10 protein-coding genes are annotated in these 26080 nt (G+C 75.6%); 9 read left to right on the plus strand and 1 reads right to left on the minus strand.

The genetic code is table 11. From position 1 onward, the window contains the following. Positions 1-96: 96 nt before the first annotated feature. Entirely contained in the window at positions 97-378 is a 282-nt protein-coding gene (locus ACZ5NJ_RS19640) for an HPr family phosphocarrier protein (protein WP_045948746.1), read from the minus strand. Between the two features lie 212 nt (positions 379-590). Here ACZ5NJ_RS19640 and ACZ5NJ_RS19645 point away from each other — a divergent pair, with 212 nt between their 5' ends. From ACZ5NJ_RS19645 to ACZ5NJ_RS19685, 9 genes are all read left to right on the plus strand, one after another. Continuing rightward, entirely contained in the window at positions 591-3404 is a 2814-nt protein-coding gene (locus tag ACZ5NJ_RS19645; RefSeq protein ID WP_468766298.1) for a bifunctional acetate--CoA ligase family protein/GNAT family N-acetyltransferase, read from the plus strand. A gap of 38 nt (positions 3405-3442) precedes the next feature. Continuing rightward, positions 3443-4039, plus strand: a complete 597-nt coding sequence (locus ACZ5NJ_RS19650) for a DUF5998 family protein (RefSeq protein WP_468766299.1) — start codon at positions 3443-3445, stop codon at positions 4037-4039. Next, on the plus strand, positions 4039-5244 hold the full coding sequence (locus tag ACZ5NJ_RS19655; RefSeq protein WP_468766300.1) for an alkaline phosphatase family protein: 1206 nt from the start codon (positions 4039-4041) through the stop codon (positions 5242-5244). The genes ACZ5NJ_RS19650 and ACZ5NJ_RS19655 overlap by 1 nt, the downstream gene beginning before the upstream one ends. Before the next feature lie 61 nt (positions 5245-5305). Further along, the gene (locus tag ACZ5NJ_RS19660; protein ID WP_468766301.1) at positions 5306-5956 is read left to right on the plus strand and encodes a thymidine kinase; all 651 of its coding nucleotides are present in this window, start codon (positions 5306-5308) and stop codon (positions 5954-5956) included. A 132-nt stretch (positions 5957-6088) separates the two neighbouring features. Then, positions 6089-7081, plus strand: coding sequence for a Gfo/Idh/MocA family protein (locus ACZ5NJ_RS19665; protein WP_468766302.1), 993 nt, complete (start codon positions 6089-6091; stop codon positions 7079-7081). Beyond that, a complete protein-coding gene (locus ACZ5NJ_RS19670; RefSeq protein WP_468766303.1) occupies positions 7078-8073 on the plus strand; it encodes a Gfo/Idh/MocA family protein in 996 nt (331 codons plus the stop codon). The genes ACZ5NJ_RS19665 and ACZ5NJ_RS19670 overlap by 4 nt, the downstream gene beginning before the upstream one ends. 278 nt (positions 8074-8351) lie before the next feature. Then, positions 8352-8969, plus strand: a complete 618-nt coding sequence (locus ACZ5NJ_RS19675) for an FMN-dependent NADH-azoreductase (protein ID WP_468766305.1) — start codon at positions 8352-8354, stop codon at positions 8967-8969. Positions 8970-9006: 37 nt separating this feature from the next. Continuing rightward, positions 9007-10203 (plus strand): cytochrome P450, encoded by a 1197-nt coding sequence (locus ACZ5NJ_RS19680; protein ID WP_468766306.1) that lies wholly within the window; start codon positions 9007-9009, stop codon positions 10201-10203. 31 nt (positions 10204-10234) lie between these two features. Further along, the gene (locus ACZ5NJ_RS19685) at positions 10235-26074 is read left to right on the plus strand and encodes a type I polyketide synthase (protein WP_468766307.1); all 15840 of its coding nucleotides are present in this window, start codon (positions 10235-10237) and stop codon (positions 26072-26074) included. The last annotated feature ends 6 nt before the right edge of the window (positions 26075-26080 follow it).

Here is a 26080-nt window from a genome sequence, read left to right on the forward strand (position 1 = left end):
TTCCGGCCGACGGGTCTCCGCTGTGCGGGACGGCCCCGGAAAGGGTGAAGCCGCGGTTCCCCGGGGTGGTGGGGCCGCGGCTTCGGAGAAGGGGGATCAGACCGTTTCCGGGAGTTCCTCCAGGCCCTCCGCGACCAGCTTCGCGAGACGGTCCAGCGCGACCTCCGCGCCCTCCGCCTCGGACGCCAGGACGACCTCCTCGCCGCCCTGGGCGCCCAGACCCAGGACCGCCAGCATGGACGCGGCGTTGACGGGGTCGCCGCCCGCCTTCGCGATGGTCACGGGGACGCCGGAAGCGGTCGTCGCGCGGACGAAGATCGACGCGGGACGAGCGTGCAGGCCCTCGGCCCAGCCGACGTTGACACGGCGCTCTGCCATGGTGATGCCCTTCAGGTTCTCGCGGTTGTCTAGACCAGTCTCTCACGTCACCCGGAATGCTCGGACCGACCTCCGGCACCGGTCCGCCGCCGTTCGGCCCTCCTCAGCTTTGCACTGATTCGTCCCGCCACGCCTCATTCCCGCCGTACGCGCCGCGCGGCCTGTCGGAGGTCCCCGGCCACCCGGCCGGATCCTGCCCTTACCCTGGCCCCATGACCACCGCGTCGGACCCCTCGTACCCGGCCCACTGGGAAGCGGACGTCGTGCTGCGCGACGGCGGCACCGCCCGGATCCGCCCCATCACGACCGAGGACGCGGGACGCCTGGTCAGCTTCTACGAGCAGGTCTCGGACGAGTCGAAGTACTACCGCTTCTTCGCCCCCTACCCCCGCCTCTCCGACCGCGACGTGCACCGCTTCACGCACCACGACTACGTCGACCGCGTCGGCCTCGCCGCGACCATCGGCGGCGAGTTCATCGGCACCGTCCGCTTCGACCGGATCGGCCCCGACGGCCGGCCCGCCTCCGCCCCCGCCGACGAGGCCGAGGTGGCCTTCCTGGTCCAGGACGCCCACCAGGGCCGCGGGGTCGCCTCCGCCCTGCTCGAACACATCGGGGCCGTGGCCCGGGAGCGGGGCATCCGCCGCTTCGCGGCCGAGGTGCTGCCCGCCAACACCAAGATGATCAAGGTGTTCACGGACGTCGGCTACCAGCAGAAGCGCAGCTTCGAGGACGGCTCCGTCCACCTCACCCTCGACCTCGAACCCACCGCCGAGTCCCTCGCCGTCCAGCGCGCCCGCGAACAGCGCGCCGAGGCCCGGTCCGTCCAGCGGCTGCTGGCCCCCGGCTCGGTCGCGGTGATCGGCGTCAGCCGCTCCGGGTCCGGCGTGGGCTCCGCCGCGCTGCGCAACCTGCGCGACGGCGGCTTCCACGGCCACCTCTACGCCGTCAACGAGGCCCGGGCCTCCGGGATGGAGGGGGACCTGCTGGACGGGGTGCGGGCCTACCGGGCCGTCGCGGACATCGGGGCCCCCGTGGACCTCGCCGTGATCGCCGTCCCCGCCGAGCGGGTGCCGGACGCCGTCGCCGCCTGCGGGGAGCACGGGGTGCAGGGGCTGGTGGTGCTGTCGGCCGGGTACGGGGAGAGCGGCCCGGAGGGGCTGGCCCGCCAGCGCGAGCTGGTGCGGCAGGTGCGCTCGTACGGGATGCGGCTCATCGGGCCCAACGCCTTCGGGGTGATCAACACCGCGCCGGACGTGGAGCTCAACGCCTCCCTCGCGCCCGCCCCCGCCACCGCGCGCGGGCGGACCGGGCTGTTCACGCAGTCGGGCGCCATCGGCATCGCCCTGCTGTCCGGGCTGCTGCGCCGCGGCGCCGGCCTGTCCTCCTTCGTGTCCGCCGGCAACCGGGCGGACGTCTCCGGGAACGACATCCTCCAGTACTGGTACGAGGACGAGTCCACCGACGTGGCCCTCATGTACCTGGAGACCCTCGGCAACCCCCGCAAGTTCACCCGCCTCGCCCGCCGCACCGCCGCCGTCAAGCCGCTCGTCGTCGCCCTCGGCGGCCGGCACACCCCCGCCGGGCACATGGTCCCCGGAACCCGGCTCCCCGAGGCCACCGTCTCCGAGCTGATGCGGCAGGCCGGCGTCATCCGGGTGGACACCGTCACCGAGCTCGTCGACGCCGGGCTCCTGCTGGCCGGGCAGCCCCTGCCCGCCGGGCCCCGGGTGGCGATCCTCGGGAACTCCGAGTCCCTCGGGGTGCTCACGTACGACGCCTGCCTGAACGAGGGACTGCGCCCGTCGCCCCCGCTGGACCTCACCACCGCCGCCACCCCCGAGGACTTCCGCACCGCCCTCACCGCCGCCCTCGCCTCCGAGGACTGCGACGCCGTCGTCGTCACCGCCATCCCCTGGGTCGGCGAGCGGGCCCTGGCCGACGACCTCGCGGAGGCCCTGCGCGAGGCCGTCGCCGAGGTCCCCGGCAAGCCCGTCGCCGTCGTCCACGTGGAGCTCGGCGCACTCGTCGAGGCCCTCTCCGCCGCCCGGGCCACCGCCTCCGGCGCCACCCCGCCGCCCGCCGCCACCGCCCCACGCGACCGGACCCCGGCCGGCCCCGCCCCGGCCCCCGTGCCCGCCGGCCCCGCCCCCGGCGGCCGGATCCCCGCCTACCCCGCCGCCGAGCGGGCCGTGAAGGCCCTCGCCGAAGCCGTCCGCTACGCCCAGTGGCGCCGGGCCAACGCCGACGCCGGGCACGTGCCCGAGTACGAGGACATCGACGAGAGCGGCGCCGCCGACCTGCTCACCGCCCTCCTCACCGGGGTCGCCGAGGGTGCCGCGCTCACCCTGGACGAGCCCGACGCCCGCGCGCTGCTCGCCCGCTACGGGATCCGGGTCCTGCCCGTCCTGCCCGCCCCCAGCGCCGACGCCGCCGTCCGCGCGGCCCGGGTCCTCGGCTACCCCGTCGCCCTGAAGACCACCGCCCCCCACCTGCGCCACCGCGCCGACCTGGGCGGCGTACGCCTCGACCTCACCACCGAGGCCGAGCTGCGGCGCTCCTACGAGGAGCTCACCGAGGCCCTCGGCAAGCCCGCCGAGCTGCTGCCCGTCGTCCAGTCGATGGCCCCGCGCGGGGTGGACACCGTGGTGCGCTCCGTCGTCGACCCCGCCGCCGGCGCCGTCCTCTCCTTCGGGCTCGCCGGCGTCCCCTCCGAACTGCTCGGCGACACCGCGCACCGCCTCGTCCCCGCCACCGACCGCGACGCCGCCGGACTGGTCCGCTCCCTGCGCGCCGCACCCCTGCTCTTCGGCTGGCGCGGCAGCGACCCCGTCGACACCCCCGCCCTGGAGGAGCTGCTGCTGAGGCTCTCCCGGCTGGTGGACGACCACCCCGAGGTGACGGGGATCTCCCTGGAGCCGGTCGTCGTCGCCACGGAAGGGCTCAGCGTGCTCAGCGCCACCGTGCGCGTCGCCCACCCGCCCGCGCGCACCGACCTCGGTCCGCGGACCCTGCCCAGCTACTGAGCGACGGGCAGGTAGGGGGACCCCGGAGGGGCCTTAGGATGGACCTCATGGCGAAATCCGGTACGACGACCCAGGGGCTGCGCGCGGCGATCGAGCGCAGCGGCTACTACCCGGCCCTCGTGGCCGAGGCCGTGGAGGCCGCGGTGGGCGGCGAGCCGGTCTCGTCGTACGTGGTCCACCAGGAGACCACCTTCGACTCCAACGAGGTGCGCCGGCACGTCACCGTGCTGGTCCTCACCGACAACCGGTTCATCGTCAGCCACACCGACGAGCAGGCCGCCGACGCCGGATCCCCGTCCCCGTACGCGACCACCTCCACCGAGTCGGTCAAGCTGGGCGCCATCTCCTCCGTGGTGCTCAGCCGCGTCGTCGCCAACCCGGAGTCCTACACCCCCGGCCAGCTGCCCCGCGAGGTCGTCCTGACCATCGGCTGGGGCGCGGTCTCGCGCATCGACCTGGAGCCCGCCGCCTGCGGCGACCCCAACTGCGACTCCGACCACGGCTACACCGGCAACTCCACCGCCGACGACCTCAGCCTGCGCGTCAGCGAGGCCGGCGACGGCCCCGAGACGGTCCGCCAGACGCTGCTCTTCGCCCAGGCCCTCTCCGAGGCCACCGCGGCCACCGCCCGCTGATGTCGTACTCCGCGCCGCCGAACTGGCAGGACGATCCGGAACTGCTCGACCTCGCCGGCGCCCCGGTCCCGCACTACGGCACCGGCTCGCTCGCCGACCTGCTGCCGACCCTGGCGGCCGGCCAGGGCGTGCCCGGCCTCACCGCCGGGATCGCCGAGCTGACCCCGGCGGACCGCAACTGCGTCTTCCTCGTCGACGGCATGGGCTGGGAGCAGATCAAGGCCCACCCGGAGTACGCCCCCTTCCTGACCTCCCTGCTCGCCGGCTCGCGCGGCGGCACCGGCCGGCCCCTCACCGCCGGCTTCCCCGCGACCACCGCCACCTCCCTGGCCTCCGTCGGCACCGGCCTGCCGCCCGCCCGGCACGGCCTGCCCGGCTACGCCGTGCGCAACCCGGCCTCCGGCGAGCTGATGAACCAGCTCCGCTGGTACCCGTGGACCCCGCCGAAGCCCTGGCAGCCGTACCCGACGGTCTTCCAGCTCGCCGACGCGGCCGGCGTGCACACCGCCCAGGTGTCCGCCCCGCACTTCCAGAGCACCCCGCTCACCCAGATCGCCCTCAGCGGCGGCACCTTCCACGGCCGGATGACCGGCGAGGAGCGGATGGACCTCGCCGCGATCCAGCTCGCGGCCGGTGAGCGCTCGCTCGTCTACACGTACTACAGCGAGCTCGACGGGGCCGGACACCGCCACGGCGTGGACTCCGACGCCTGGCGCGGCCAGCTCATGTACGTCGACCGGCTCGTCCAGCGCCTCGCCGAGCAGCTCCCGCCGCGCACCGCGCTCTACGTCACCGCCGACCACGGCATGGTGGACGTCCCCTTCGACGAGGACTCCCGCATCGACTTCGACGAGGACTGGGAGCTCGGCGCGGGAGTCGCCCTGCTCGGCGGCGAGGGCCGCGCCCGGCACGTCTACGCGGTGCCCGGAGCCGAGGCCGACGTGCTCACCGTCTGGCGCGAGGTCCTCGGCGACCGCTTCTGGGTCGCGAGCCGCGAAGAGGCCCTGGAACTGGGCTGGTTCGGAGCGCCGGGGGAGTGCGACGAGCGGGTCCTCGGCCGGATCGGCGACGTGATCGCCGCCGCCCAGGCCGACGTCGCGATCACCGCCTCCCGCAACGAGCCCAACGAGTCGGCCCTCACCGGGATGCACGGCTCCATGACGGCCGCCGAACAGCTGGTCCCGCTGCTCGAAGTCCGCACCTGAGCGCCGTCCCCCGCCACCCCGCCCCTTCCACGCCCACGACCCGAAAGGTCCCGTACCTCCCATGCCCGAGCTGGTGTTCTTCTCCGGAACGATGGACTGCGGAAAGAGCACACTGGCTCTCCAGATCGGCCACAACCGCTCCGCACGCGGGCTCCAGGGCGTGATCTTCACACGGGACGACCGGGCGGGCGAGGGCAAGATCTCCTCCCGGCTCGGCCTGGTCACCGAGGCGGTCGAGGCGGCCGAGGGCATGGACCTGTACGCGTACCTGGTGGAGCTGCTGTCCAAGGGCGGCAAGGCCGACTACGTGATCGTGGACGAGGCGCAGTTCCTCGCGCCGGAGCAGATCGACCAGCTGGCCCGCATCGTCGACGACCTCGACATGGACGTCTTCGCCTTCGGCATCACCACCGACTTCCGCACCAAGCTCTTCCCCGGCTCCCAGCGGCTGATCGAGCTCGCCGACCGGATCGAACAGCTCCAGGTCGAGGCCCTGTGCTGGTGCGGCGCCCGCGCCACCCACAACGCCCGCACGGTCGGCGGGGTCATGGTCGTCGAGGGCGCCCAGGTGGTCGTCGGCGACGTCAACCGCCCCGCCGGGGAGATCGGCTACGAGGTCCTGTGCCGGCGCCACCACCGCCGCCGGGCCACCTCCGCCTCGGCGCACGCGGGCACCCTCTCCCCGGACGTCCTCCCCGTCAACTCCGCCTGACGGCCCCGGCCCCAACCCCCTGCGGGACTACCCACGTTGGTGATGGTCCCGGTCCCGCCCCCCGGGTCAGACTGATCACACTTCGTGGCCGTGGCGTCCGCGAAGACGACGGGGAAGAGGGCTGGGGATGCCATGCGGCAGCTTGAAGTAGCACTGATCGGCGCGGGACTCATAGCCCGCTTCCACCTGGACGCGTGGACCGCGGTCGGCGCGTCCGTACGCGTCCACTCCACCGACGGCCGCGCGGAGGAACTCGCCGGGGAGTTCGGCGCCAAGGCGGTCGGCTCCCTCGACGAGGCACTGGACGGCGCGGACGCGGTCGACATCTGCACCCCGACCGGCAGCCACCACGCCATCGCCATGGCCGCCGTCGCCGCGGGCGTCGGCGTGGTGTGCGAGAAGCCGCTCGCCGCCACCCTCCCCGAAGCCGAGGAGATCGTCGCCGCGGCCGCACGGGCCGGCGTACCGCTGTATCCGACCCACAACGTGCGGTTCGCCCCCGCCTACGCCCGCCTCCACGCGCTGGTGGCTTCGGGCGGGCTGGGCGCGGGCGCCATCGGCCGGTTCACCGTGGCCGGGTACCACCCGCGGCCCTGGACCGCCGAGGTCCCCGCCCGGTCGGGCGGCATCCTCACCGACCAGATGCTCCACGGCGTGGACATCGCGTACTGGCTCTTCGGGGACGTCGTGCGGGTCCACGCCGAGTACCAGGGCGACATCGCCGCGCCCGCCCCGGCCGGGGCCGTCGCCACCGGGACCGCGGTCCTCACGCACGCGAGCGGCGCCCTCAGCCAGGTGGTGTGCCGGTGGACGGCCACCCCGCAGCCCCCCTTCCGCCTCACCTACCAGGTGACCGGTACGGGCGGGACGGCCCTCTACGACTCCGAATGGCCGCAGGAGACCAGGGCGTTCGGCGTCGAGGACCCGGCCTTCGGACATGTCGGGGAGAAGCCGTTCCTCTCCGAGATCGGCGAGTTCGCCCAGGGCCTCCGGGGCGGCCCCCCGCCGCGCCTCGGACCGCAGGACGCGCTGGCCGCCATCCGCATCACCCAGGCCGCCGCCGAGTCCGCCTGGACCGGGCGCGCCGTGGACCTCGCACCGACCGCGAAGGGAGCCGCAGCATGAAGGTCGCCGTGTTGTCGTTCGCGCACGAGCGCGCCACGACCTACGCCCGGCTGCTGGCCGCCACGCCCGGCGTCGAGCTCGTCATCGCCGACCCCGACGGCCCGCCGCAGGACCCGGCCCGCGGCCGGGCCGTGGCCCGGGAGCTCGGAGCGGCCTACGCGGACGGCTGGGACGAGGCGTTCGCGCTGCGCCCCGACGCCGTCGTCGTCACCAGCGGCCTCGCCGTCCGCAGGGAACTGGTCGAGCGGGCCGCCGGATCCGGGGCCCACGTCCTGTGCGAACAGCCCCTCGGCGCCACGGCGGCCGACGCCCTGGCCATGGTGCGGGCCTGCGAGGAGGCGGGGGTGCGGCTGACCCCCGCTTCCCCCGAGTGCTCCAGCCCGGCGTTCGCGGCCATCCGGGAGGCACTCGCCGAAGGGACGGCCATCGGCAGGCTGACCACCGTGCACGGCGCCTGCAACGCCCCCGCCGCCGAGGGCCCGGAGGCGGGAGCGGTCCTGGCCGCGAACGCGGCGGCACTGCTCGCCCTGGTGGACGCGGTGCTCGGCGGACAGCCCGCCGAGCGGGTGTACGCCCAGTCCAACGGGCTCCTCAGCGGGGGGCAGGACGTCCAGAGCGCGGCGCTCATGACGGTGCGCTACGCGGACGGGACGGTCGCGTCCCTCGACTGCAGCCGCGGTCTGGCGGGGAACCCGTCGGGGGCGGCCGGGCCCGCCCTGACCTTCGTCGGCGAGCGGGGCAGCGTGGACTTCACCGCCCGCCCCCGCCTGATCGGCGGCTTCGACTCCGCCACGGGCGCGGAACGCTGGGAGCCGGGCGGCGGCGACCTGGAGGCCCGCGTGCTCGGCGCCTTCCTCGCCGGGGACGCCGGCGGCGAGGGGCCCGGCCCGGACGGCGCGGCCGGCGTGCGCACGCTGCGGATCATCGAGGCCGCGATCGAGTCGGCCCGTACGGGCCGGCCCGTCGAACCGGCCGCGCCCGCACGGGCGTAGGACCCGGACCCGGCCGACGGAGCTCCCGGCGCACGGTGGACCCCCAGGGGACACCGGGCGCCGGGAGCTCCGTCATTTCCCCTTCGGATCGCGAACGGAAATTCCCTTGAGACCCGCTGGGGAAGGGCGGGCCAGGGCCTACCAGGCTGAGGGATGCCGTCGCGTGAACCCTCCGCCTAGCCTGGACTAGGAGATCAAGCCCATGCCCTTGCGATGCTTCGAAAAGCCGCTGTGGGGCGGGAACTCACATATTTCGCGATCGTTAAGGGGACGTCCGCATGGCGCAGCTTCTGCATGTCGATTCGAGTCCGGGTACGGAATCCGTGTCGCGGCGGCTCTCGGCCCACTTCGCCGAGGAGTGGCGCAACAACCACCCCGGCGGCGGCTACGCCTACCGCGACGTCGCGGCCCAGCCGGTACCGCACATCACCGAGCCCGTGCACCAGTCCCTCATCCACCCCGACACCGACCACGGGCAGAGCGAGCAGGAGCGGGAGCTCACCGCGGCGATCACCCGCGAGGTCCTCGACGCGTCCGTGATCGTCCTCGGCGTCCCGATGCACAACTACACCGTCCCCTCGGCGCTCAAGGCCTGGCTGGACCGCATCGTCCACCCCGCCCACATGGCCGTCCCCAGCCCGCTCGCCGGCAAGAAGGTCGTCGTCGTCCTGACCCGGGGCGGCTCCTACGCGCCGGGCACGCCGCGCGAGGCCTTCGACTACCAGCAGACCTACCTCAAGGCGATCCTCGGGGCCATCGGCCTCGGCGAGGACCTCACCTTCGTCACCGCCGAGTTCACCATGGCCACCATCGCCCCGCAGCTGGCGGAGTTCAGGCCGCGGGCCGAGGCCTCCCTGGCGAACGCGTACGAGGCCCTCGCGAAGCTGGCCCAGTAGCCCCCGGCCCCGCCCTGTCCCGAGCGAGAAGGACCCCATGAGCGACGCAATCTCCTACGAGGAGCCGTGGGCGCGGACGCACCACTTCGACCCGCCCGCCGTATTCGATTCCCTGCGCAAAGAGCGACCCCTCGCGCGCATGGTCTATCCCGACGGACACATCGGATGGATCGCCACCAGCCACGAACTGGTCCGCAAGGTCCTCAGTGACCCGAGGTTCAGCCACGGCCTCCAGGAATTCCATTTTCCGGTGACCCGATTCGGAGAGGCCGTCATCGGCAGCTCCCCGGAGATCCCCGGCATGTTCATCCACATGGACCCGCCGAACCACACCCGCTACCGGCGGCTGCTGACGGGCGAGTTCACCGCCCGCCGGGCGAACCTGCTGGCCCCGCGCGTCGCCGAGGTCGCCGCCGAGCAGATCGAGGTGATGCGCGCCCACGGCGGTCCCGTCGACCTGATCGGCAGCTACGCCAAGCCGCTGGTCCTGCGGGTGCTGTCCGAGCTGATCGGCTTCCCGTACGAGGAGCGCGAGCGCTACCAGCACGCGCCGACCGTGCTGCACGACCCGGACTCCACGCAGGAGGAGGTCGGGGCCGCCTTCGGGCAGGTGACCGCCTTCATCACCGAGCTCGTCGGGAACAAGCGGGAGCAGCCCGGCGACGACCTGATCAGCCGGCTGATCGCCGAGGGCGAGCTCACCACCGAAGAGATCTGCAACATCGTCACCCTGCTGCTCTTCGCCGGCTACGAGACCACCGAGAGCGCCCTCGCCGTCGGCGTCTTCGCCCTCCTGGAGCACCCCGAGCAGCTGGCCGCCCTCCGCGCGGACCCGTCGAAGCTCGACGCCACCGTCGAGGAACTCCTGCGCTACATCACCGTCAACCAGTACGAGATGTACCGCACCGCGCTGGAGGACGTCGAGATCGGTGGCCACCTGGTCAAGAAGGGCGACACCGTCACCGTGTCGCTGCCCGCCGCCAACCGCGACCCGGCCAGGTTCGGCTGCCCGGCCGACCTCGACATCGACCGCGAGACCTCGGGGCACGTGGCGTTCGGCTTCGGCGTCCACCAGTGCCTGGGCCAGAACCTCGCGCGCGTCGAGGTCCGCGCCGGCCTGTCGGCCCTCCTCAAGGCCTTCCCCGACCTGCGGCTGGCCGTGGCCGCCGAAGAGGTCCCGCTCCGGCTCAAGGGCTCCGTCTTCGCGGTGAAGAGCCTGCCCGTCACCTGGTAGCAGTCGTCCCCTCGAAAGGAATTGCGGCGCAGTGCGCACCGAACTCATCAGGCCACTTCCCGTCGCACTCCTGGAGAACGCGACCCGCTTCCCCGACAAGACGGCCTTCGAGGACAACCGGCGGTCGGTCACCTACGCCGACCTGGAGGCCCGTACGCGCAGGCTCGCCGGACACCTGGCGGGCCTGGGCGTCGGGCCCGGCGACCGGGTCGCCCTCTGCCTCGGCAACACCGTCTCCACCATCGAGGGCTACCTCGCGATCGTCCGCGCCGCGGGCATCGGCGTCCCCCTCAACCCGGCCTCGTCCCTCGCCGAGCTGGAGTACCTGCTCGCCGACAGCGGCGCCCGGGTGGTCATCACCGACGCCGCCCAGGCCCACCGGCTGCGGGGCTCGGCGGCCCTCGGGCCCGGCACCACGCTGCTGGTGACCGGCGGGACCCCGGCGGAGCAGGGCACCGCGGGGGACCCCTCGTCCCACTCGTACGACGCACTCGCCCTGCGCGAGCCGGCCCTGCCCGCCCGGGACGACCTCGGACTCGACGACGTCGCCTGGATGTTCTACACCTCCGGCACCACCGGCCGCCCCAAGGGCGTCCTGTCGACCCAGCGCAACTGCCTGTGGTCCGTGGCCTCCTCCTACGTGCCCGTCCCCGGCCTCACCGACCGGGACCGGGTGCTCTGGCCCCTGCCGCTCTTCCACAGCCTCTCGCACATCGCGTGCGTCCTGTCGGTCACCGTCGTCGGCGCCACCGCCCGGATCATGGACGGCAGCTCCGCCGAGGACGTCATCCGCACCCTGCGCGAGGAGCACTGCACCTTCCTGGCGGGCGTCCCCACCACCTACCACCACCTGGTCGCCGCCGCCCGCAGGGACGGCTTCTCCGTCCCGAGCCTGCGCATCGGCCTGGTCGGCGGCGCCGTGACCGGCTCCCGACTGGTCCGTGACTTCGAGGAGCTCTTCGGCGTCCCGCTGGTCGACGCCTACGGCAGCACCGAGACCTGCGGCGCCATCACCATGAACCCCCCGGACGGGGCCCGCGTCGAAGGCTCCTGCGGCCTGCCCGCCCCCGGCGTCGACGTCCGCGTCGTGCACCCCACCACCGGCCGGGACGTACCGGCCGGAGAGGAGGGCGAGGTCTGGGTCAGCGGGCCGAACGTCATGGTCGGCTACCACAACGACCCCGAGGCGACCGCCGCCGCGCTCCAGGACGGCTGGTTCCGCACCGGCGACCTGGCGCGCCGCGACGAGGCCGGCTACTTCACCATCTGCGGCCGGATCAAGGAACTCGTCCTGCGCGGCGGGGAGAACATCCACCCCGAGGAGATCGAGGCGGTCCTGCGCACCGTCGACGGCGTCGCCGACGCGGCCGTCGCCGGCCTGCCGCACGAGACCCTCGGCGAGGTCCCCGTCGCGTACGTGGTCCCCGGCGCCTCCGGCTTCGACGCCGCCGGGCTGATCGCCTGCTGCCGCGAGCAGCTCGCCCCGTACAAGGTGCCCGAGCAGGTCCGCGAGGTCGACTCCATCCCCCGGACCGCCTCCGGCAAGACCCAGCGGCGGCTGCTGGCCGAACGGCCCGGCGTACTGCGGTACGAGGCGGGTGCCGGCCTGGCCGAGGAGGCCGCGCGGCAGAGCCGGCCCGACGCCGCCGTCACCGCCGCCCTGAGCGAGCGGCTGGCCGCACTGGACGGGCGGGCGCAGCTGGCGCTGTTGGAGGACCTGGTCCGCACGCGGGCCGCCGAGGTGCTGGGCGAGCCGGGCGGCGAGCGGGTTCCGGCCGACCGGGCCTTCCGCGATCTGGGCTTCACCTCCCTGGCCGTCGTCGCCCTGCGCAACCGGCTGGTGGAGAGCACCGGACTGGAGCTGCCCACCACCGTCGTCTTCGACCACCCCACCCCGGCGGCCCTGGCGGCCGGGCTGCGGGCCGAGATCCTCGGCGCCGCCCCGGAGACCGGCGGGACGGGCAGGGGTCCCGCCGCCGACCCCGGCGAGCCGATCGCCATCGTCGGCATGGCATGCCGGCTGCCCGGCGGGGTCGCGGGTCCGGAGGACCTGTGGCGGCTGGTGTCCGAGGGCCGGGACGCCGTCTCCGGGTTCCCCGAGGACCGGGGCTGGGACCTGGAGGGTCTCTTCCACACGGACCCCGGGCACGCGGGCACCTCGTACACCGACCAGGGCGGCTTCCTGGAGGGCGCCGGCCTGTTCGACGCCGGGTTCTTCGGGATCTCCCCGCGCGAGGCCCTCGCGATGGACCCGCAGCAGCGGCTGCTGCTGGAGACCTCGTGGGAGGCGCTGGAGCGGGCCGGCGTCGACCCGCTGTCGCTGAAGGGCGCCGACGTCGGCGTGTTCTCCGGGCTGTTCGGCCAGGGGTACGGGACCGGCGCCGCCGCGGCGGCCCCGGAGCTGGAGGGCTTCACCACCACCGGGTCGGCGGCGAGCGTGGCCTCGGGCCGGGTCTCGTACGTCCTGGGACTCGAAGGCCCGGCGGTGTCGGTGGACACCGCGTGCTCCTCCTCCCTGGTGGCGCTGCACCTGGCGGCGCAGTCGCTGCGGCAGGGTGAGTGCTCGATGGCCCTGGCCGGAGGCGTGGCCGTGATGGCGACGCCCGCCCACTTCGTGGAGTTCTCCCGGCAGCGGGCCCTCGCCGCCGACGGACGCTGCAAGGCGTTCTCCTCCACGGCCGACGGCACGGGCTGGGCCGAGGGCGCCGGCGTCGTGGTGCTGGAACGGCTGTCGGTGGCGCGCGAGCGCGGCCACCGGGTGCTGGCGGTGCTGCGGGGCAGCGCCGTCAACCAGGACGGCGCCTCCAACGGCCTCACGGCGCCCAGCGGTCCGGCGCAGCAGCGCGTGATCCGCAGGGCACTGGCCGCCGCCGGGCTGGCCCCGGCCGACGTCGACGCGGTCGAGGCCCACGGGACCGGCACCGCCCTGGGCGACCCGATCGAGGCCCAGGCCCTCCTCGCCACGTACGGGCGGGACCGCGACGCGGAGCGGCCGCTGTGGCTGGGCTCGCTCAAGTCCAACATCGGCCACACGCAGGCCGCCGCCGGCGTGGCGGGCGTGATCAAGATGGTGCAGGCGCTGCGGCACGGGGTGCTGCCCGCGACCCTGCACGTGGCGGAACCCACCGGGCAGGTGGACTGGTCGGCGGGTGCGGTGGAGCTGCTGACCGAGGCGCGGGAGTGGCCGCGCTCCGGGCGGCCGCGCCGGGCGGGCGTCTCGTCCTTCGGGGTCAGCGGGACGAACGCGCACCTGATCCTGGAGGAGGCTCCCGAGGCCCCCGAGGAGGAGCCCGCGGAGCCGGTGTCGGTGGCGGGTGGTGTGGTGCCGCTGGTGGTGTCGGCGCGCAGCGCCGCCTCCCTGGCCGGGCAGGCCGAGCGGCTGGCGGCGTACGTCGGCGGGGGCGACGCCCCCCTGGCGGAGGCCGCCGCGGCCCTGGTGGCGGAGCGGGCGCTCTTCGACGAGCGCGCGGTGGTCGTGGCCTCCTCGGCCGAGGAGGCGCGGACGGGGCTGGAGGGGCTGGCACGTGGCGAAAGTCCGACGGGTGTGGTCTCCGGCACTGCGACTGCTCCGGGCCGGGTGGTCTGGGTGTTCCCCGGCCAGGGTTCGCAGTGGGCCGGCATGGGACGGGAACTGCTCGACTCCTCGCCGGTGTTCGCCGAGCGCGTCGCGGAGTGCGCCGCCGCGCTGGAGCCGTGGATCGACTGGTCGCTGACCGAGGTCCTGAGGGGTGAGGCGGCGCCCGAGCTGCTGGAGCGGGTGGACGTGCTCCAGCCCGCCAGCTTCGCGGTGATGGTGGGTCTGGCCGCCGTGTGGCGGTCCGTGGGTGTTCAGCCCGACGCGGTGCTCGGGCATTCGCAGGGTGAGATCGCCGCCGCGTGCGTCTCCGGTGCGCTGTCGTTGGAGGACGCGGCCCGGGTGGTGGCCCTGCGCAGCCAGGCCATCGCCGAGGAGTTGGCCGGCCGGGGCGGTATGGCCTCCGTCGCGCTGAGCGCCGACGAGGCCGTGGCCCGGCTGGAGCGGTGGGCGGACCGGGTCGAGGTGGCGGCGGTCAACAGTCCGTCGTCCGTGGTGGTCGCCGGTGACGCCGAGGCGCTGGACGAGGCGTTGGAGGCGCTGGCCTTCGAAGGCGTCCGGGTCCGCCGGGTCGCGGTGGACTACGCCTCGCACACCCGGCACGTCGAGGCCATCGAGGGCACGCTCGCCGAGGCGCTCGCCCCGGTGACCGCCCAGGCGCCGGCCGTGCCGTTCTACTCCACCGTCACCGGCGGCTGGATCGAGGACGCCGGAGTCCTGGACGGCGGTTACTGGTACCGGAACCTGCGCGGTCAGGTCGGCTTCGGCCCGGCCGTGGCCGAACTGGCCTCGCAGGGACACGGGGTGTTCCTGGAGGTCAGCGCCCATCCGGTGCTCGTCCAGCCGATCGCGGAGACCGTCGACGGCCTCGACGCCGACGCGGTCGTCACCGGCTCGCTGCGCCGCGGGGACGGCGGCCCGCGCCGTCTCCACACCTCCATGGCCGAGCTGTTCGTCCGCGGCGTGGCCGTGGACTGGGCGGCGCTCCTGCCCGCCACCACGGGCCGCGTGGAGCTGCCGACGTACGCCTTCGACCAGCGGCACTACTGGCTCCCCGCGGCCGGCCCGGCCGCCGACGCGGCCTCGCTCGGCCTGGCCCCGGCCGGTCACCCCCTCCTCGGTGCGGTCGTCGGCCTGCCCGGCCCCGGCGGGCTCATGGCCACGTCGCACTGGTCGCTGCGCGCGCACCCCTGGCTCGCGGACCACCTGGTGTCCGACGCCGTCGTCGTCCCGAACGCGGCCCTGGTCGAGCTCTCCATCCGGCTCGGCGACCTCGCCGGCGCCCCCGTACTCGCCGAACTGACCGTCGACGCGCCCGTCGTGCTGCCGCAGCGCGGCGGACGCGGCATCCAGGTGAGCGTCGGCGCACCCGACGCGGCCGGACAGCGGCCGGTGGAGGTCCACTCCCGTGCCGCCGACGCCGCCGTCGACGCCCCGTGGACGCGCCACGCGCACGGCGTGCTCGCTCCCACCGCGGCCGCCGGCACCGCGCCCGCCGGCAACCCGCCCGCCGGCACCGGGCGGGCCACCGACGTCGCCCTGGACGAGAGCTCCCTGCGCGACGCGGGCCGCTACGGCCTGCACCCCGCGCTGCTGGACGCGGCCGTCCGCACCGTCGTCCCCGCCGGCACGCACCCGTCCCGGTGGACCGGGGTGTCCCTGCTGGCGTCCGGCGCCGCCGCCCTGCGCGTGCGGCCGGCCGAAGGCGGGGGCCTGGAGCTGACCGACCCCGCCGGGCAGCCCGTCATGACCGTCGCCTCGGTGCACTGCACCCCCTTCTCGCCCGAACAGGAGGGGCTCGCGGGAGCGTTGCCGCACGACGCGCTGTTCCGCGTCGAGTGGACGCCGTACGCGCTCCCCGCCGCGGCCGGCCGGCCCCTCGACGTCGTGTCCGTCGCCACCGGTGCGGACGTGACCGCCTCCGCCGGCCGGGCCCCCGACGTCCTCCTGTACGAGGTCCCGGCCGGAGCCGGCACCACCGACCCCCGTGCGGCGGTCGACGCGGCCCTGGCCGTCCTCCAGGCCTGGCTGGCCGAACCCGCCCTGGCCGAGACCCGGCTGGCCGTGGTCACCGGCGAGGACCACGGCCTGGAGGCGGCCGCGGTGTGGGGGCTGGTGCGCTCCGCGCAGTCCGAGCACCCGGGCCGGATCGTCCTCGCCGCGCTCGACGCCCCCCGCTCCGCCCTGCCGGCCGTGCTCCTCAGCGGCGAAGCACAGATCAGGGTGCGCGACGGCGTGGCCGAGGTGCCCCGCCTGGTACGGGTCCCTTCGGGTGAACCCCCGGCCGGGAGGCGGGCGCTGGACCCCGAGGGCACCGTACTGATCACCGGCGGCACCGGCACGCTCGGCGCGCTGACGGCCCGCCACCTGGTCACCGCGTACGGCGTGCGCCACCTGGTGCTGGCGGGCCGCCGCGGCCACGCCCCCGGCCTCCACGACGAGCTGACCGCCCTGGGCGCGTCCGTCACCGTCGCCGCGTGCGACACCGCGGACCGGGCCCAGGTCGAAGCCCTCCTGAACGCGATACCGGCCGAGCACCCGCTCACCGCCGTCGTGCACTCGGCCGGTGTCCTGGACGACGGGGTGCTCACCGAGCTGACGCCGCGGCGCGTGGACACCGTCCTGCGGCCGAAGGTGGACGCGGCGCTGCACCTGCACGAGCTCACCCGGGACCTGGACCTGGCCGCGTTCGTCCTGTACTCCTCCGCCGCCGGCGTGCTCGGCAACCCCGGCCAGGCCAACTACGCGGCCGCCAACGCCTGCCTCGACGAGCTCGCGCGCCACCGGGGCACCCTCGGCCTGCCGGCCGTCTCCCTCGCCTGGGGCTACTGGTCGACGGTCAGCTCCATGACCGGGCACCTCGGCGCCGCCGACCTGCGCCGCAACGAGCGCATCGGCATGAGCGGGCTCTCCGCCGCCGAGGGCATGGCCCTCCTCGACGCCGCCCTCGGCGCGAGCGGCGTCCTCGTGGCCGCCAAGTTCGACGTGCCCGCCCTCCGCAAGGCCGCCGCCGAGACCCCGGTGCCGCCGCTGCTGCGTGGCCTGGCCCCGTCGCCGCGGCCCACGGCCCGGGCCGCCGCCGGCCCGTCCGCCGCCACCCCCCTGCGCGAGCGCATCGCCGCCCTGAGCGGGGCCGAGCAGTCCGAGGCCCTCCTCGGACTGGTCCAGCGGCACGCCGCCGAGGTGCTGGGACACCCCACCGCCGACGCCGTCCCCGCGGGCCGCACCTTCAAGGAGGCCGGGTTCGACTCGCTGACCGCGGTGGAGCTGCGCAACCGCCTCGCCACCGCGACCGGGCTGACCCTCTCCCCGGTGGTGGTCTTCGACCACCCGAAGCCGGCCGCCCTCGCCGAGCACCTGCGCACCAGGCTCTTCGGCCCCGCGGCCGCCGCACCCGGGCGGCCCCCGCTGCCCGGCACGCCGTCCGCCGGGCCGGACGCGGACGACCCGATCGCCATCGTCGCCATGGCCTGCCGCTTCCCGGCGGGCGTGCACAGCCCCGAGGACCTCTGGCGGGTGGTCGCCGACGGCGTCGACGCCGTCACCGAGTTCCCCGCCGACCGCGGCTGGGACACCGACGGGCTGTTCCACGCCGACCCCGACCACCCCGGCACCACCTACGTCCGCCACGGCGCGTTCCTCGACGACGCCCCCGGCTTCGACGCCGCCTTCTTCGGCATCTCCCCGAACGAGGCCCTCGCCATGGACCCGCAGCAGCGCCTGCTGCTGGAAACCTCCTGGGAGGCGTTCGAGCGGGCCGCGATCGACCCGACGACGCTGGCCGGCGAGGACGTGGGCGTCTTCGTCGGCGTCAACAGCCACGACTACACCGTACGGACGCACCACGCGTCCGGCGTCGAAGGGTTCCGCCTCACCGGCTCCTCCGGCGCCGTCACCTCCGGCCGCATCGCCTACCACTACGGCTTCGAGGGCCCGGCCATCACGGTCGACACGGCCTGCTCCTCCTCCCTGGTGGCCCTGCACATGGCCGCGCAGGCGCTGCGGCAGGGCGAGTGCTCGATGGCCCTGGCCGGCGGCGTGATGGTGATGGGCACCGTCGAGACCTTCGTCGAGTTCTCCCGTCAGCGCGGGCTGGCCCCCGACGGCCGGTGCAAGGCGTTCGCGGACGGGGCCGACGGCACCGGCTGGTCGGAGGGCGCGGGCCTGCTGCTCGTCGAGCGGCTGTCGGACGCCCGCCGCCGCGGCCACCGGGTGCTCGCCGTACTGCGCGGCTCCGCCGTCAACCAGGACGGCGCCTCCAACGGCCTGACCGCCCCCAACGGCCCCGCCCAGCAGCGGGTGATCCGCAAGGCCCTGGCCCAGGCGGGGCTGGCCGCCGCCGATGTGGACGCCGTGGAGGCCCACGGCACCGGCACGGCCCTCGGCGACCCCATCGAGGCCGAGGCCATCCTCGCGACCTACGGCCAGGACCGGCCGGAAGGCCGGCCGCTGTGGCTGGGCTCCGTGAAGTCGAACATCGGCCACACGCAGGCGGCCGCCGGTGTGGCGGGCGTCATCAAGATGGTCATGGCCATGCGGCACGGGGTCCTCCCGCGGACCCTGCACGTGGACCGCCCGTCCTCGCACGTCGACTGGTCCGCGGGCGCCGTGGAACTGCTGACCGCGGCCCGCGACTGGCCCGGCGACGGCCGCCCCCGCCGGGCCGGCGTCTCCTCCTTCGGCATCGGCGGCACCAACGCCCACGTCATCGTCGAGGAGGCCCCCGCACAGCCCCACGCCACCCCCGCACGGCCGCCCGCCACCGCCGGACCGCTGCCCGCACCGGCGGACGACCCCGCACAGGCGGACGCCCCCGCACCCGTAGCCGTACCCGTGCCCGTCCCGGTGTCGGCGCGGACGCGGGCCGGACTGCGCGGCCAGGCCGCCCGCCTCGCCCGCTTCCTCGACGAGCGCCCCGACGTGCCCCTCACCGACGCCGCCCACGCGCTCGGGACCGCACGCGCCCAGCTCGACCACCGCGCCGTCGTCCTGGCCGCCGACCGGCACGCGGCCGCCGCCGGCCTCGGCGCCCTCGGCCGTGGCGAGGCGGCCCCCGCCGTGGTCCTCGGCACCCCCGCCCCCGGCAAGCTGGCCGTCCTCTTCACCGGCCAGGGCAGTCAGTGGGCCGGCATGGGCGGCGAACTCGCCCGCACCCAGCCCGTCTTCCGCGAGGCCTTCGAAGCGGCCTGCGCCGCCGTCGAGGAGCACCTGGCCGGACACGTGGAGCGCCCCCTGCGCGAGGTCCTGGCCGCCGCCCCGGGAACCCCCGGCAGCGCACTGCTCGACCGGACCGCCTACACCCAGGGCGCCCTGTTCGCCCTGGAGACCGCGCTCTACCGGCTCTTCGAGTCCTGGGGAGTGCGTCCGGACCTCCTCGCGGGCCACTCCGTCGGCGAGATCACCGCCGCGCACGTCTCCGGCGTCCTGGGGCTGCGGGACGCGGGCCGGCTGATCGCCGCGCGCGGCCGGCTGATGCAGGCCCTGCCCGAGGGCGGCGCGATGGCCGCCGTCCAGGCGACGGAGGTCGAACTCGCCCCCCTGCTGGCACGGGCCCGGGGCGTCGTCTGCGTCGCGGCGGTCAACGGCCCCGACGCCCTGGTGCTCTCCGGCGCCGAGGAGCCCGTCCTCGCCATCGCCGCCGAACTGGCGGGCCGCGGCCGCAAGACGCGCCGGCTGCCGGTCAGCCACGCCTTCCACTCCCCGCTCATGGAACCGATGCTCGACGAGTTCCGCGCGGTCGCGGAGAGCCTGACGTACCGGCCCGGCACCCTGCCCGTCGTCTCCACCCTCACCGGCGCCCCCGCCCGCGACGGACTGCTCGCCACCCCCGGCTACTGGGTCGACCAGGCCCGCGGCGCCGTACGGTTCGGCGACGCCGTCACCGCCCTCGGCGACCGCGGGGCCACCACGTTCCTGGAGCTGGGCCCCGGTGGCGCCCTCGCCGCGCTCGCGTCCGCCACCCTCGGCGACACCCGGGATCACGCCTGTGTCGCCGCCCTGCGCAAGGACGGCGGCGAGACGGAGGGCGTCCTGACCGCCCTCGCGGAACTGCACGTACGCGGCGTGGACACGGACTGGACGGCCGTCCTCGGCCGGCCCGCCACGGCGGCCGGGCCCGAACTGCCCACGTACGCCTTCCAGCACGAGCGGTACTGGGCCGGCTCCGACGCCGACCCGCGCGGCGGCGCCGAAGCCCTCGGCACCACGCCTGCCGGACACCCGCTGCTCGGCGCCGTCGTCGACGTACCCGGCGCCGCGGACGGGGACGGCGGCTACGTGCTCACCGGGCGGCTCGCCCCGCACGGCCCGGGACGGCCCTCCGGCCCGGCCACCGCGGACGCCACCGACGGCGTCCCGGCCGCGGCACTGCTGGAGATGCTCGTCCGGGCCGGCGACGAGGCGGGCTGCGGAAGCCTCGAACAGATCGCCGTCGAGGCGCCGCTGACGGTCCCGGAGCACGGCCACACCCGGATCCGGGTGTCGGTGGACGGCCCCGGCCCGGACGGCCGCCGCCGCGCAGCCGTCCACGGCCGCCGCTCCGACGACGACGGGCACGGGACCTGGACCCGCCACGCCCGCGCCGTGCTGGTGCCCGGCACCCCGCAGCCCTCCTTCGACCCGCGCACCTGGCCGCTGCCCGCCGACGGCGACACCGCCCTCCCCGAAGCGCCGCTCGTGTGGGAGCAGGACGGCCGCACCTTCGCGGAGATCACCCTGCCCACCGAACGCGCCGACGAGGCGGGGCAGTACACCCTCCACCCGGCCCTCCTCGACGCCGCGCTGCGCGTCCTGGACACCGCCACGGCTCCGGCCGGCGACGGCCGCGTCCGCGACCTGTCGCTCAGCGCGGGCCTGACCGTGTACGCGGAAGGCGCCACCGCGCTGAGGCTGCGCGCCACCCCGGCCGAGGACGGCCGCCACCTGCTGGAACTCGCCGACCCGGCGGGCGACCCCGTCGCGGTCCTCGGCCCGCTGGCCCTGGACGCCGCACCCGGGCGGGAATCCGTCCGGACGGCCCCCGGGGCCGGGGAGCGGACCGTGCCGCGGGCCCCCGTCCGGCGCCCCGCAGCGCGCGGTGAAGGCGCCGGGGGCGGGCTCGCCGGCCGGCTCGCCGCGCTGCCGGCCGAGGAGCGCCGGCGCGTGGTGCGCGACCTGGTCCGGGAGGCGACCGCGTACGTGCTCGGCCACCGCGCGTCGGACGCGTTCGACGCGGAACTGTCCTTCAAGGGCCTCGGCGTGGACTCGCTCAGCGCGGTCAAGCTCCGCAACCACCTGCGCGAACTCACCGGGGTGGACGACCTGCCGATGACCCTCGTCTTCGACCACCCGAGCCCCACCGCCCTCGCGGCCCACCTGCTCGCCGAGCTCCTCGGCGAGCAGGAGGCGCCGGCCGCCCCGGCCGCGGCGGCCGTCTCCGACGAGCCGATCGCCATCGTCGCCATGAGCACGCGGCTCCCGGGCGGCGCGGACAGCCCCGAGGAACTGTGGAAGCTGGTCGCCGAACAGCGTGACGCGGTCTCCGGCTTCCCGCTCGACCGCGGCTGGGACCTGGAGGGCCTCTACCACCCGGACCCGGCCCACCCGGGCACGAGCTACACCCGTTCGGGCGGTTTCCTCCACGAGGCGGCGCAGTTCGACGCCGGACTCTTCGGGATCTCCCCGCGCGAGGCCCTCGCCATGGACCCGCAGCAGCGGCTCCTGCTGGAGACCTCCTGGGAGGCCCTGGAGCGGGCTGGCATCGACCCGCTGTCCGCCAAGGGCTCCGACATCGGCGTCTTCACCGGCATCGTCCACCACGACTACGTGACCCGGCTCCACCAGGTCCCCGAGAACGTCCAGGGCTACCTCATGACCGGCACGGCGGCCAGCGTGGCCTCGGGCCGCGTGTCGTACGTGTTCGGCTTCGAGGGCCCGGCCGTGACCGTGGACACGGCGTGCTCCTCGTCCCTGGTCGCGATCCACCTGGCGGCGCAGGCGCTGCGGCAGGGCGAGTGCTCGATGGCCCTCGCCGGCGGTGCGACGGTCATGGCCAGTCCGGACGCCTTCATGGAGTTCTCCCGGCAGCGCGGCCTGTCCGCCGACGGCCGCTGCAAGGCCTTCTCCTCGACGGCCGACGGAACCGGCTGGGCCGAGGGCGTCGGCGTGGTCGTGCTGGAGCGCCTGTCGGTGGCCCGCGAGCGAGGGCACGAGGTGCTCGCCGTGCTGCGCGGCAGCGCGGTCAACCAGGACGGCGCCTCCAACGGCCTGACCGCCCCCAACGGCCCCTCGCAGCAGCGGGTGATCCGCAGGGCGCTGGACACGGCCGGACTCACCCCCGCCGACGTGGACGTGGTCGAGGCCCATGGCACGGGCACGGCGCTGGGCGACCCGATCGAGGCCCAGGCGCTGCTCGCCACCTATGGCAAGGGCCGGGACCCGGAGCGGCCGCTGTGGCTCGGCTCCCTCAAGTCCAACATCGGCCACACGCAGGCCGCCGCCGGCGTGGCGGGCGTCATCAAGATGGTCATGGCCATGCGGCACGGCGTGATGCCCGGCACCCTGCACGTGGAGGAACCCACGACGGCCGTCGACTGGTCCGCCGGGGCGGTACGGCTGCTCACCGGCGCCCGGGAGTGGCCGCGCGACGGCCGGCCGCGCCGGGCCGCGGTCTCCTCGTTCGGCGCCAGCGGGACGAACGCGCACCTGATCCTGGAGGAGGCCCCCGACGCCCCCGAGGAGGAGCCCGCCGAGCCGGTTTCCGCGCCCGGTGGTGTGGTGCCGCTGGTGGTGTCGGCGCGCAGCGCCGCCTCCCTGGCCGGTCAGGCCGGGCGGCTGGCCGCGTACGTCGAGGGCGCCGACGCGGTGTCGCCGGCGGACGTGGCCGGAGCCCTGGTGTCGAGCCGTGCGCTGCTCGGCGAGCGCGCGGTGGTCGTGGCCGGGTCCGACGAGGAGGCCCTCGCGGGACTGCGGGCACTGGCCCGCGCCGAGAGCGCCCCGAACCTGGTGACCGGCAGCGCCGCCCCCGGCGCGGGCGGACCGGGGAAGGTCGTGTGGGTGTTCCCGGGGCAGGGCTCGCAGTGGGCCGGTATGGGCCGTGAACTGCTCGACTCCTCGCCGGTGTTCGCGGCGCGGATCGCCGAGTGCGCCGCCGCGCTGGAGCCGTGGGTCGACTGGTCGCTGACCGACGTCCTGCGGGGCGAGGCCGCGCCGGAGGTGCTGGACCGCGTCGACGTGCTCCAGCCCGCCAGCTTCGCCGTCATGGTCGGCCTGGCGGCCGTCTGGGCCTCCCTCGGCGTCCGCCCCGACGCGGTCGTCGGGCACTCGCAGGGTGAGATCGCCGCCGCGTGCGTCTCCGGTGCGCTGTCGTTGGAGGACGCGGCCCGGGTGGTCGCCCTGCGCAGCCAGGCCATCGCCGAGGAGTTGGCCGGGCGGGGCGGTATGGCCTCCGTCGCGCTGAGCGCCGACGAGGCCGTGGCCCGGCTGGAGCGGTGGGCGGACCGGGTCGAGGTGGCGGCGGTCAACAGTCCGTCGTCCGTGGTGGTCGCCGGTGACGCCGAAGCGCTGGACGAGGCCCTGGAGGCGCTGGCCTTCGAAGGCGTCCGGGTCCGCCGCGTCGCCGTGGACTACGCGTCCCACAGCCGGCATGTCGAGGCCATCGAGGGCACGCTCGCCGAGACCCTCGCGGGCATCGCGGCGAAGGCGCCGACGGTGCCGTTCTTCTCCACGGTCACCGGGAGTTGGGTCGAGGACGCCGGCGTCCTGGACGGCGGCTACTGGTACCGCAACCTGCGCGGACAGGTCGGCTTCGGCCCGGCCGTCACCGCCCTCCTCGCCCAGGGCCATGGCGTCTTCGTCGAGGTCAGCGCCCACCCGGTGCTCGTCCAGCCGGTCAACGAGGCGGCCGACGGCGCCGAAACCGACGCCGTGGTGACCGGCTCCCTGCGCCGCGGGGACGGCGGCCTCCGCCGGCTGTACGCCTCGGCGGCCGAGCTGTTCGTCCGCGGGGCCACCGTCGACTGGAGCGGTGTCCTGCCGCAGCCGGCCCGCCGCGTGGAGCTCCCGACGTACGCCTTCGACCGCCAGCACTACTGGCTCCAGGAGGCGGACACCGCCACCGGCGCCGCCGGGGAGGCCGAAGGCGCGGACTCCGACTTCTGGGACGCCGTCGAGCGGGCCGATCTCGACTCCCTCGGCGAGCTGCTGGAGATGGCGTCGGCCGACCAGCGCGGCGCCCTGGACACGGTCGTGCCCGTCCTGGCCGAGTGGCGCGGCAGGCGCCGCGAACGGTCCACCGCCGAGAAGCTCCGCTACCACGTCACCTGGCAGCCCCTCGAACGCGAGGCGGCCGGCGTACCCGGCGGCCGCTGGCTGGTCGTCGTCCCGTCCGGCCGCCCGGCCGGCGGTGCCACCGACGCGCTCCTGGAGCAGCTGACCGGCCTCGGCCTCGGCACCGTCCTGCTGGAGGCCGACGCCGCCGACCTCACCCGGGACCGGCTCGCCCGGCGCCTGCGCGAGGTCCTGGCCGCCCAGGACCTGAGCGGCGTCCTCTCCCTCCTCGCACTCGACCTCCCCGCGCCCGACGACCGGCCCGCCGGCGACGGGCGCCCCCAGGACCCGGCCTCGGCCACCGCGCCGACGCTCGCCCTGATCCAGGCCCTGGGCGACTGCGACGCCCCCCAGCCGCTGTGGTGCGTGACCCGGGGCGCCGTGAACATCGGCATCCACGACACCCTCACCTCCCCGGCTCCGGCGGCGCTGTGGGGCCTCGGCCGGGCCGCCGCGCTCGAACGGCCCGACCGGTGGGGCGGCCTGCTCGACCTGCCCGCCACCGACGACCCGCGGACGGCCCCCCACCTGCTTGGAGCCCTCAACTCCGCCGCCGGCGAGGACCAGCTCGCGGTACGCCGCTCGGGCGTGTACGCCCGACGCCTGGTCCGCAAGCCCGTACCGGAGTCCACCGGCGACGGCTGGCGGCCCCGGGGCACCGTCCTCGTCACCGGCGGAGCCGAAGGCCTCGGCCGGCACGCCTCGGTCTGGCTCGCCCAGGCCGGGGCGACCCGCCTCGTCGTCACCACCACCGACCGGGCGGCCGACGACAGCGTGGCGCAGCTGCGGGCCGAACTCGCCGCGCTGGGCCTCGACACCACCGTGGAGTCCTGCGCGGACAGCGACCGGGAGGCCCTCGCACGGCTGGCCGACCCCGCGGCGCCCGAGCAGCCGCTCACGGCCGTGGTGCACGCCGCCGACATCACGCGGACCGGCGCCATCGACGACACCGGCGTCCAGGACCTCGCCGACGTGTTCGCCGCCAAGGTGGACACGGCCGTGTGGCTGGACGGGCTGTTCGCGGACACGCCGCTCGACGCGTTCGTGGTCTTCTCCTCGATCGCCGGCGTGTGGGGCGGCGGCGGCCAGGGCCTTTCGGGCGCGGCGAACGCCGTCCTCGACGCCCTGATCGAGTGCCGCCGCGGCCGCGGCCTGCGGGCGACGTCGATCGCCTGGGGCGCTCTCGACATGGTCGGCGTGGGCATGGACGAGGCAGCCCTCGCCCAGCTCCGCCGCCGGGGCGTCCTGCCCGTGCCCCCGCAGCTGGCGGTCACCGCGATGGTGCAGGCGGTCCAGGGCAACGAGAAGTCCGTGGCCGTGGCCGACATGGACTGGGCCGCGTTCGTCCCCGCGTTCACGTCCGTCCGCACCAGCCCCCTCTTCGCCGACCTCCCCGAAGCCGCGCGGGCCCTCCAGGCCCTGCAGGGCGACGGCGGGGACAGCGACGCCGCCGCGTCCCTCGCGGACTCCCTGCGCGCGGTCCCGGAGGCCGAACAGGACCGCATCCTGCTCCGGCTGGTCCGCGGCCACGCCTCGACGGTCCTCGGCCACAGCGGCGCCGACGGCATCGGCCCGCGGCAGGCCTTCCAGGAGGTCGGCTTCGACTCGCTGGCCGCCGTCAACCTGCGCAACACCCTGAACGCGGCCACCGGACTGCGGCTGCCCGCGACGCTGATCTTCGACTACCCGACCCCCGAGGCCCTGGTCGGCCACCTGCGCTCCGAACTGCTCCGGCAGGCCGACGACGGCCCGGACCCGCGCGAGGACGACCTCAGGCAGGTCCTGGCGTCCGTCCCGTTCGCCCGGTTCAGGGAAGCGGGAGTGCTGGACGCCCTCCTCGGCCTCGCCGAAGCCGCAACGGACGCGGACCCCGACGCCACCGGCGCCGCCGCACCCGGAGGGGAACCGCCGGCGCCCGCCGCCGACGCGGAACTGATCGACGCCATGGACGTTGCCGACCTCGTGCAGCGGGCCCTGGGCAAGACGAGCTGATCACCT

This window comes from Streptomyces sp. NPDC032091 (assembly GCF_055580265.1).

Excerpts from the sequence above, each read along its gene's own strand:
- ACZ5NJ_RS19640 (WP_045948746.1), bottom strand. The coding sequence starts at position 378 with ATGGCAGAGCGCCGTGTCAACGTCGGCTGGGCCGAGGGCCTGCACGCT.
- ACZ5NJ_RS19645 (WP_468766298.1), top strand. The coding sequence starts at position 591 with ATGACCACCGCGTCGGACCCCTCGTACCCGGCCCACTGGGAAGCGGAC.
- ACZ5NJ_RS19650 (WP_468766299.1), top strand. The coding sequence starts at position 3,443 with ATGGACCTCATGGCGAAATCCGGTACGACGACCCAGGGGCTGCGCGCG.
- ACZ5NJ_RS19655 (WP_468766300.1), top strand. The coding sequence starts at position 4,039 with ATGTCGTACTCCGCGCCGCCGAACTGGCAGGACGATCCGGAACTGCTC.
- ACZ5NJ_RS19660 (WP_468766301.1), top strand. The coding sequence starts at position 5,306 with ATGCCCGAGCTGGTGTTCTTCTCCGGAACGATGGACTGCGGAAAGAGC.
- ACZ5NJ_RS19665 (WP_468766302.1), top strand. The coding sequence starts at position 6,089 with ATGCGGCAGCTTGAAGTAGCACTGATCGGCGCGGGACTCATAGCCCGC.
- ACZ5NJ_RS19670 (WP_468766303.1), top strand. The coding sequence starts at position 7,078 with ATGAAGGTCGCCGTGTTGTCGTTCGCGCACGAGCGCGCCACGACCTAC.
- ACZ5NJ_RS19675 (WP_468766305.1), top strand. The coding sequence starts at position 8,352 with ATGGCGCAGCTTCTGCATGTCGATTCGAGTCCGGGTACGGAATCCGTG.
- ACZ5NJ_RS19680 (WP_468766306.1), top strand. The coding sequence starts at position 9,007 with ATGAGCGACGCAATCTCCTACGAGGAGCCGTGGGCGCGGACGCACCAC.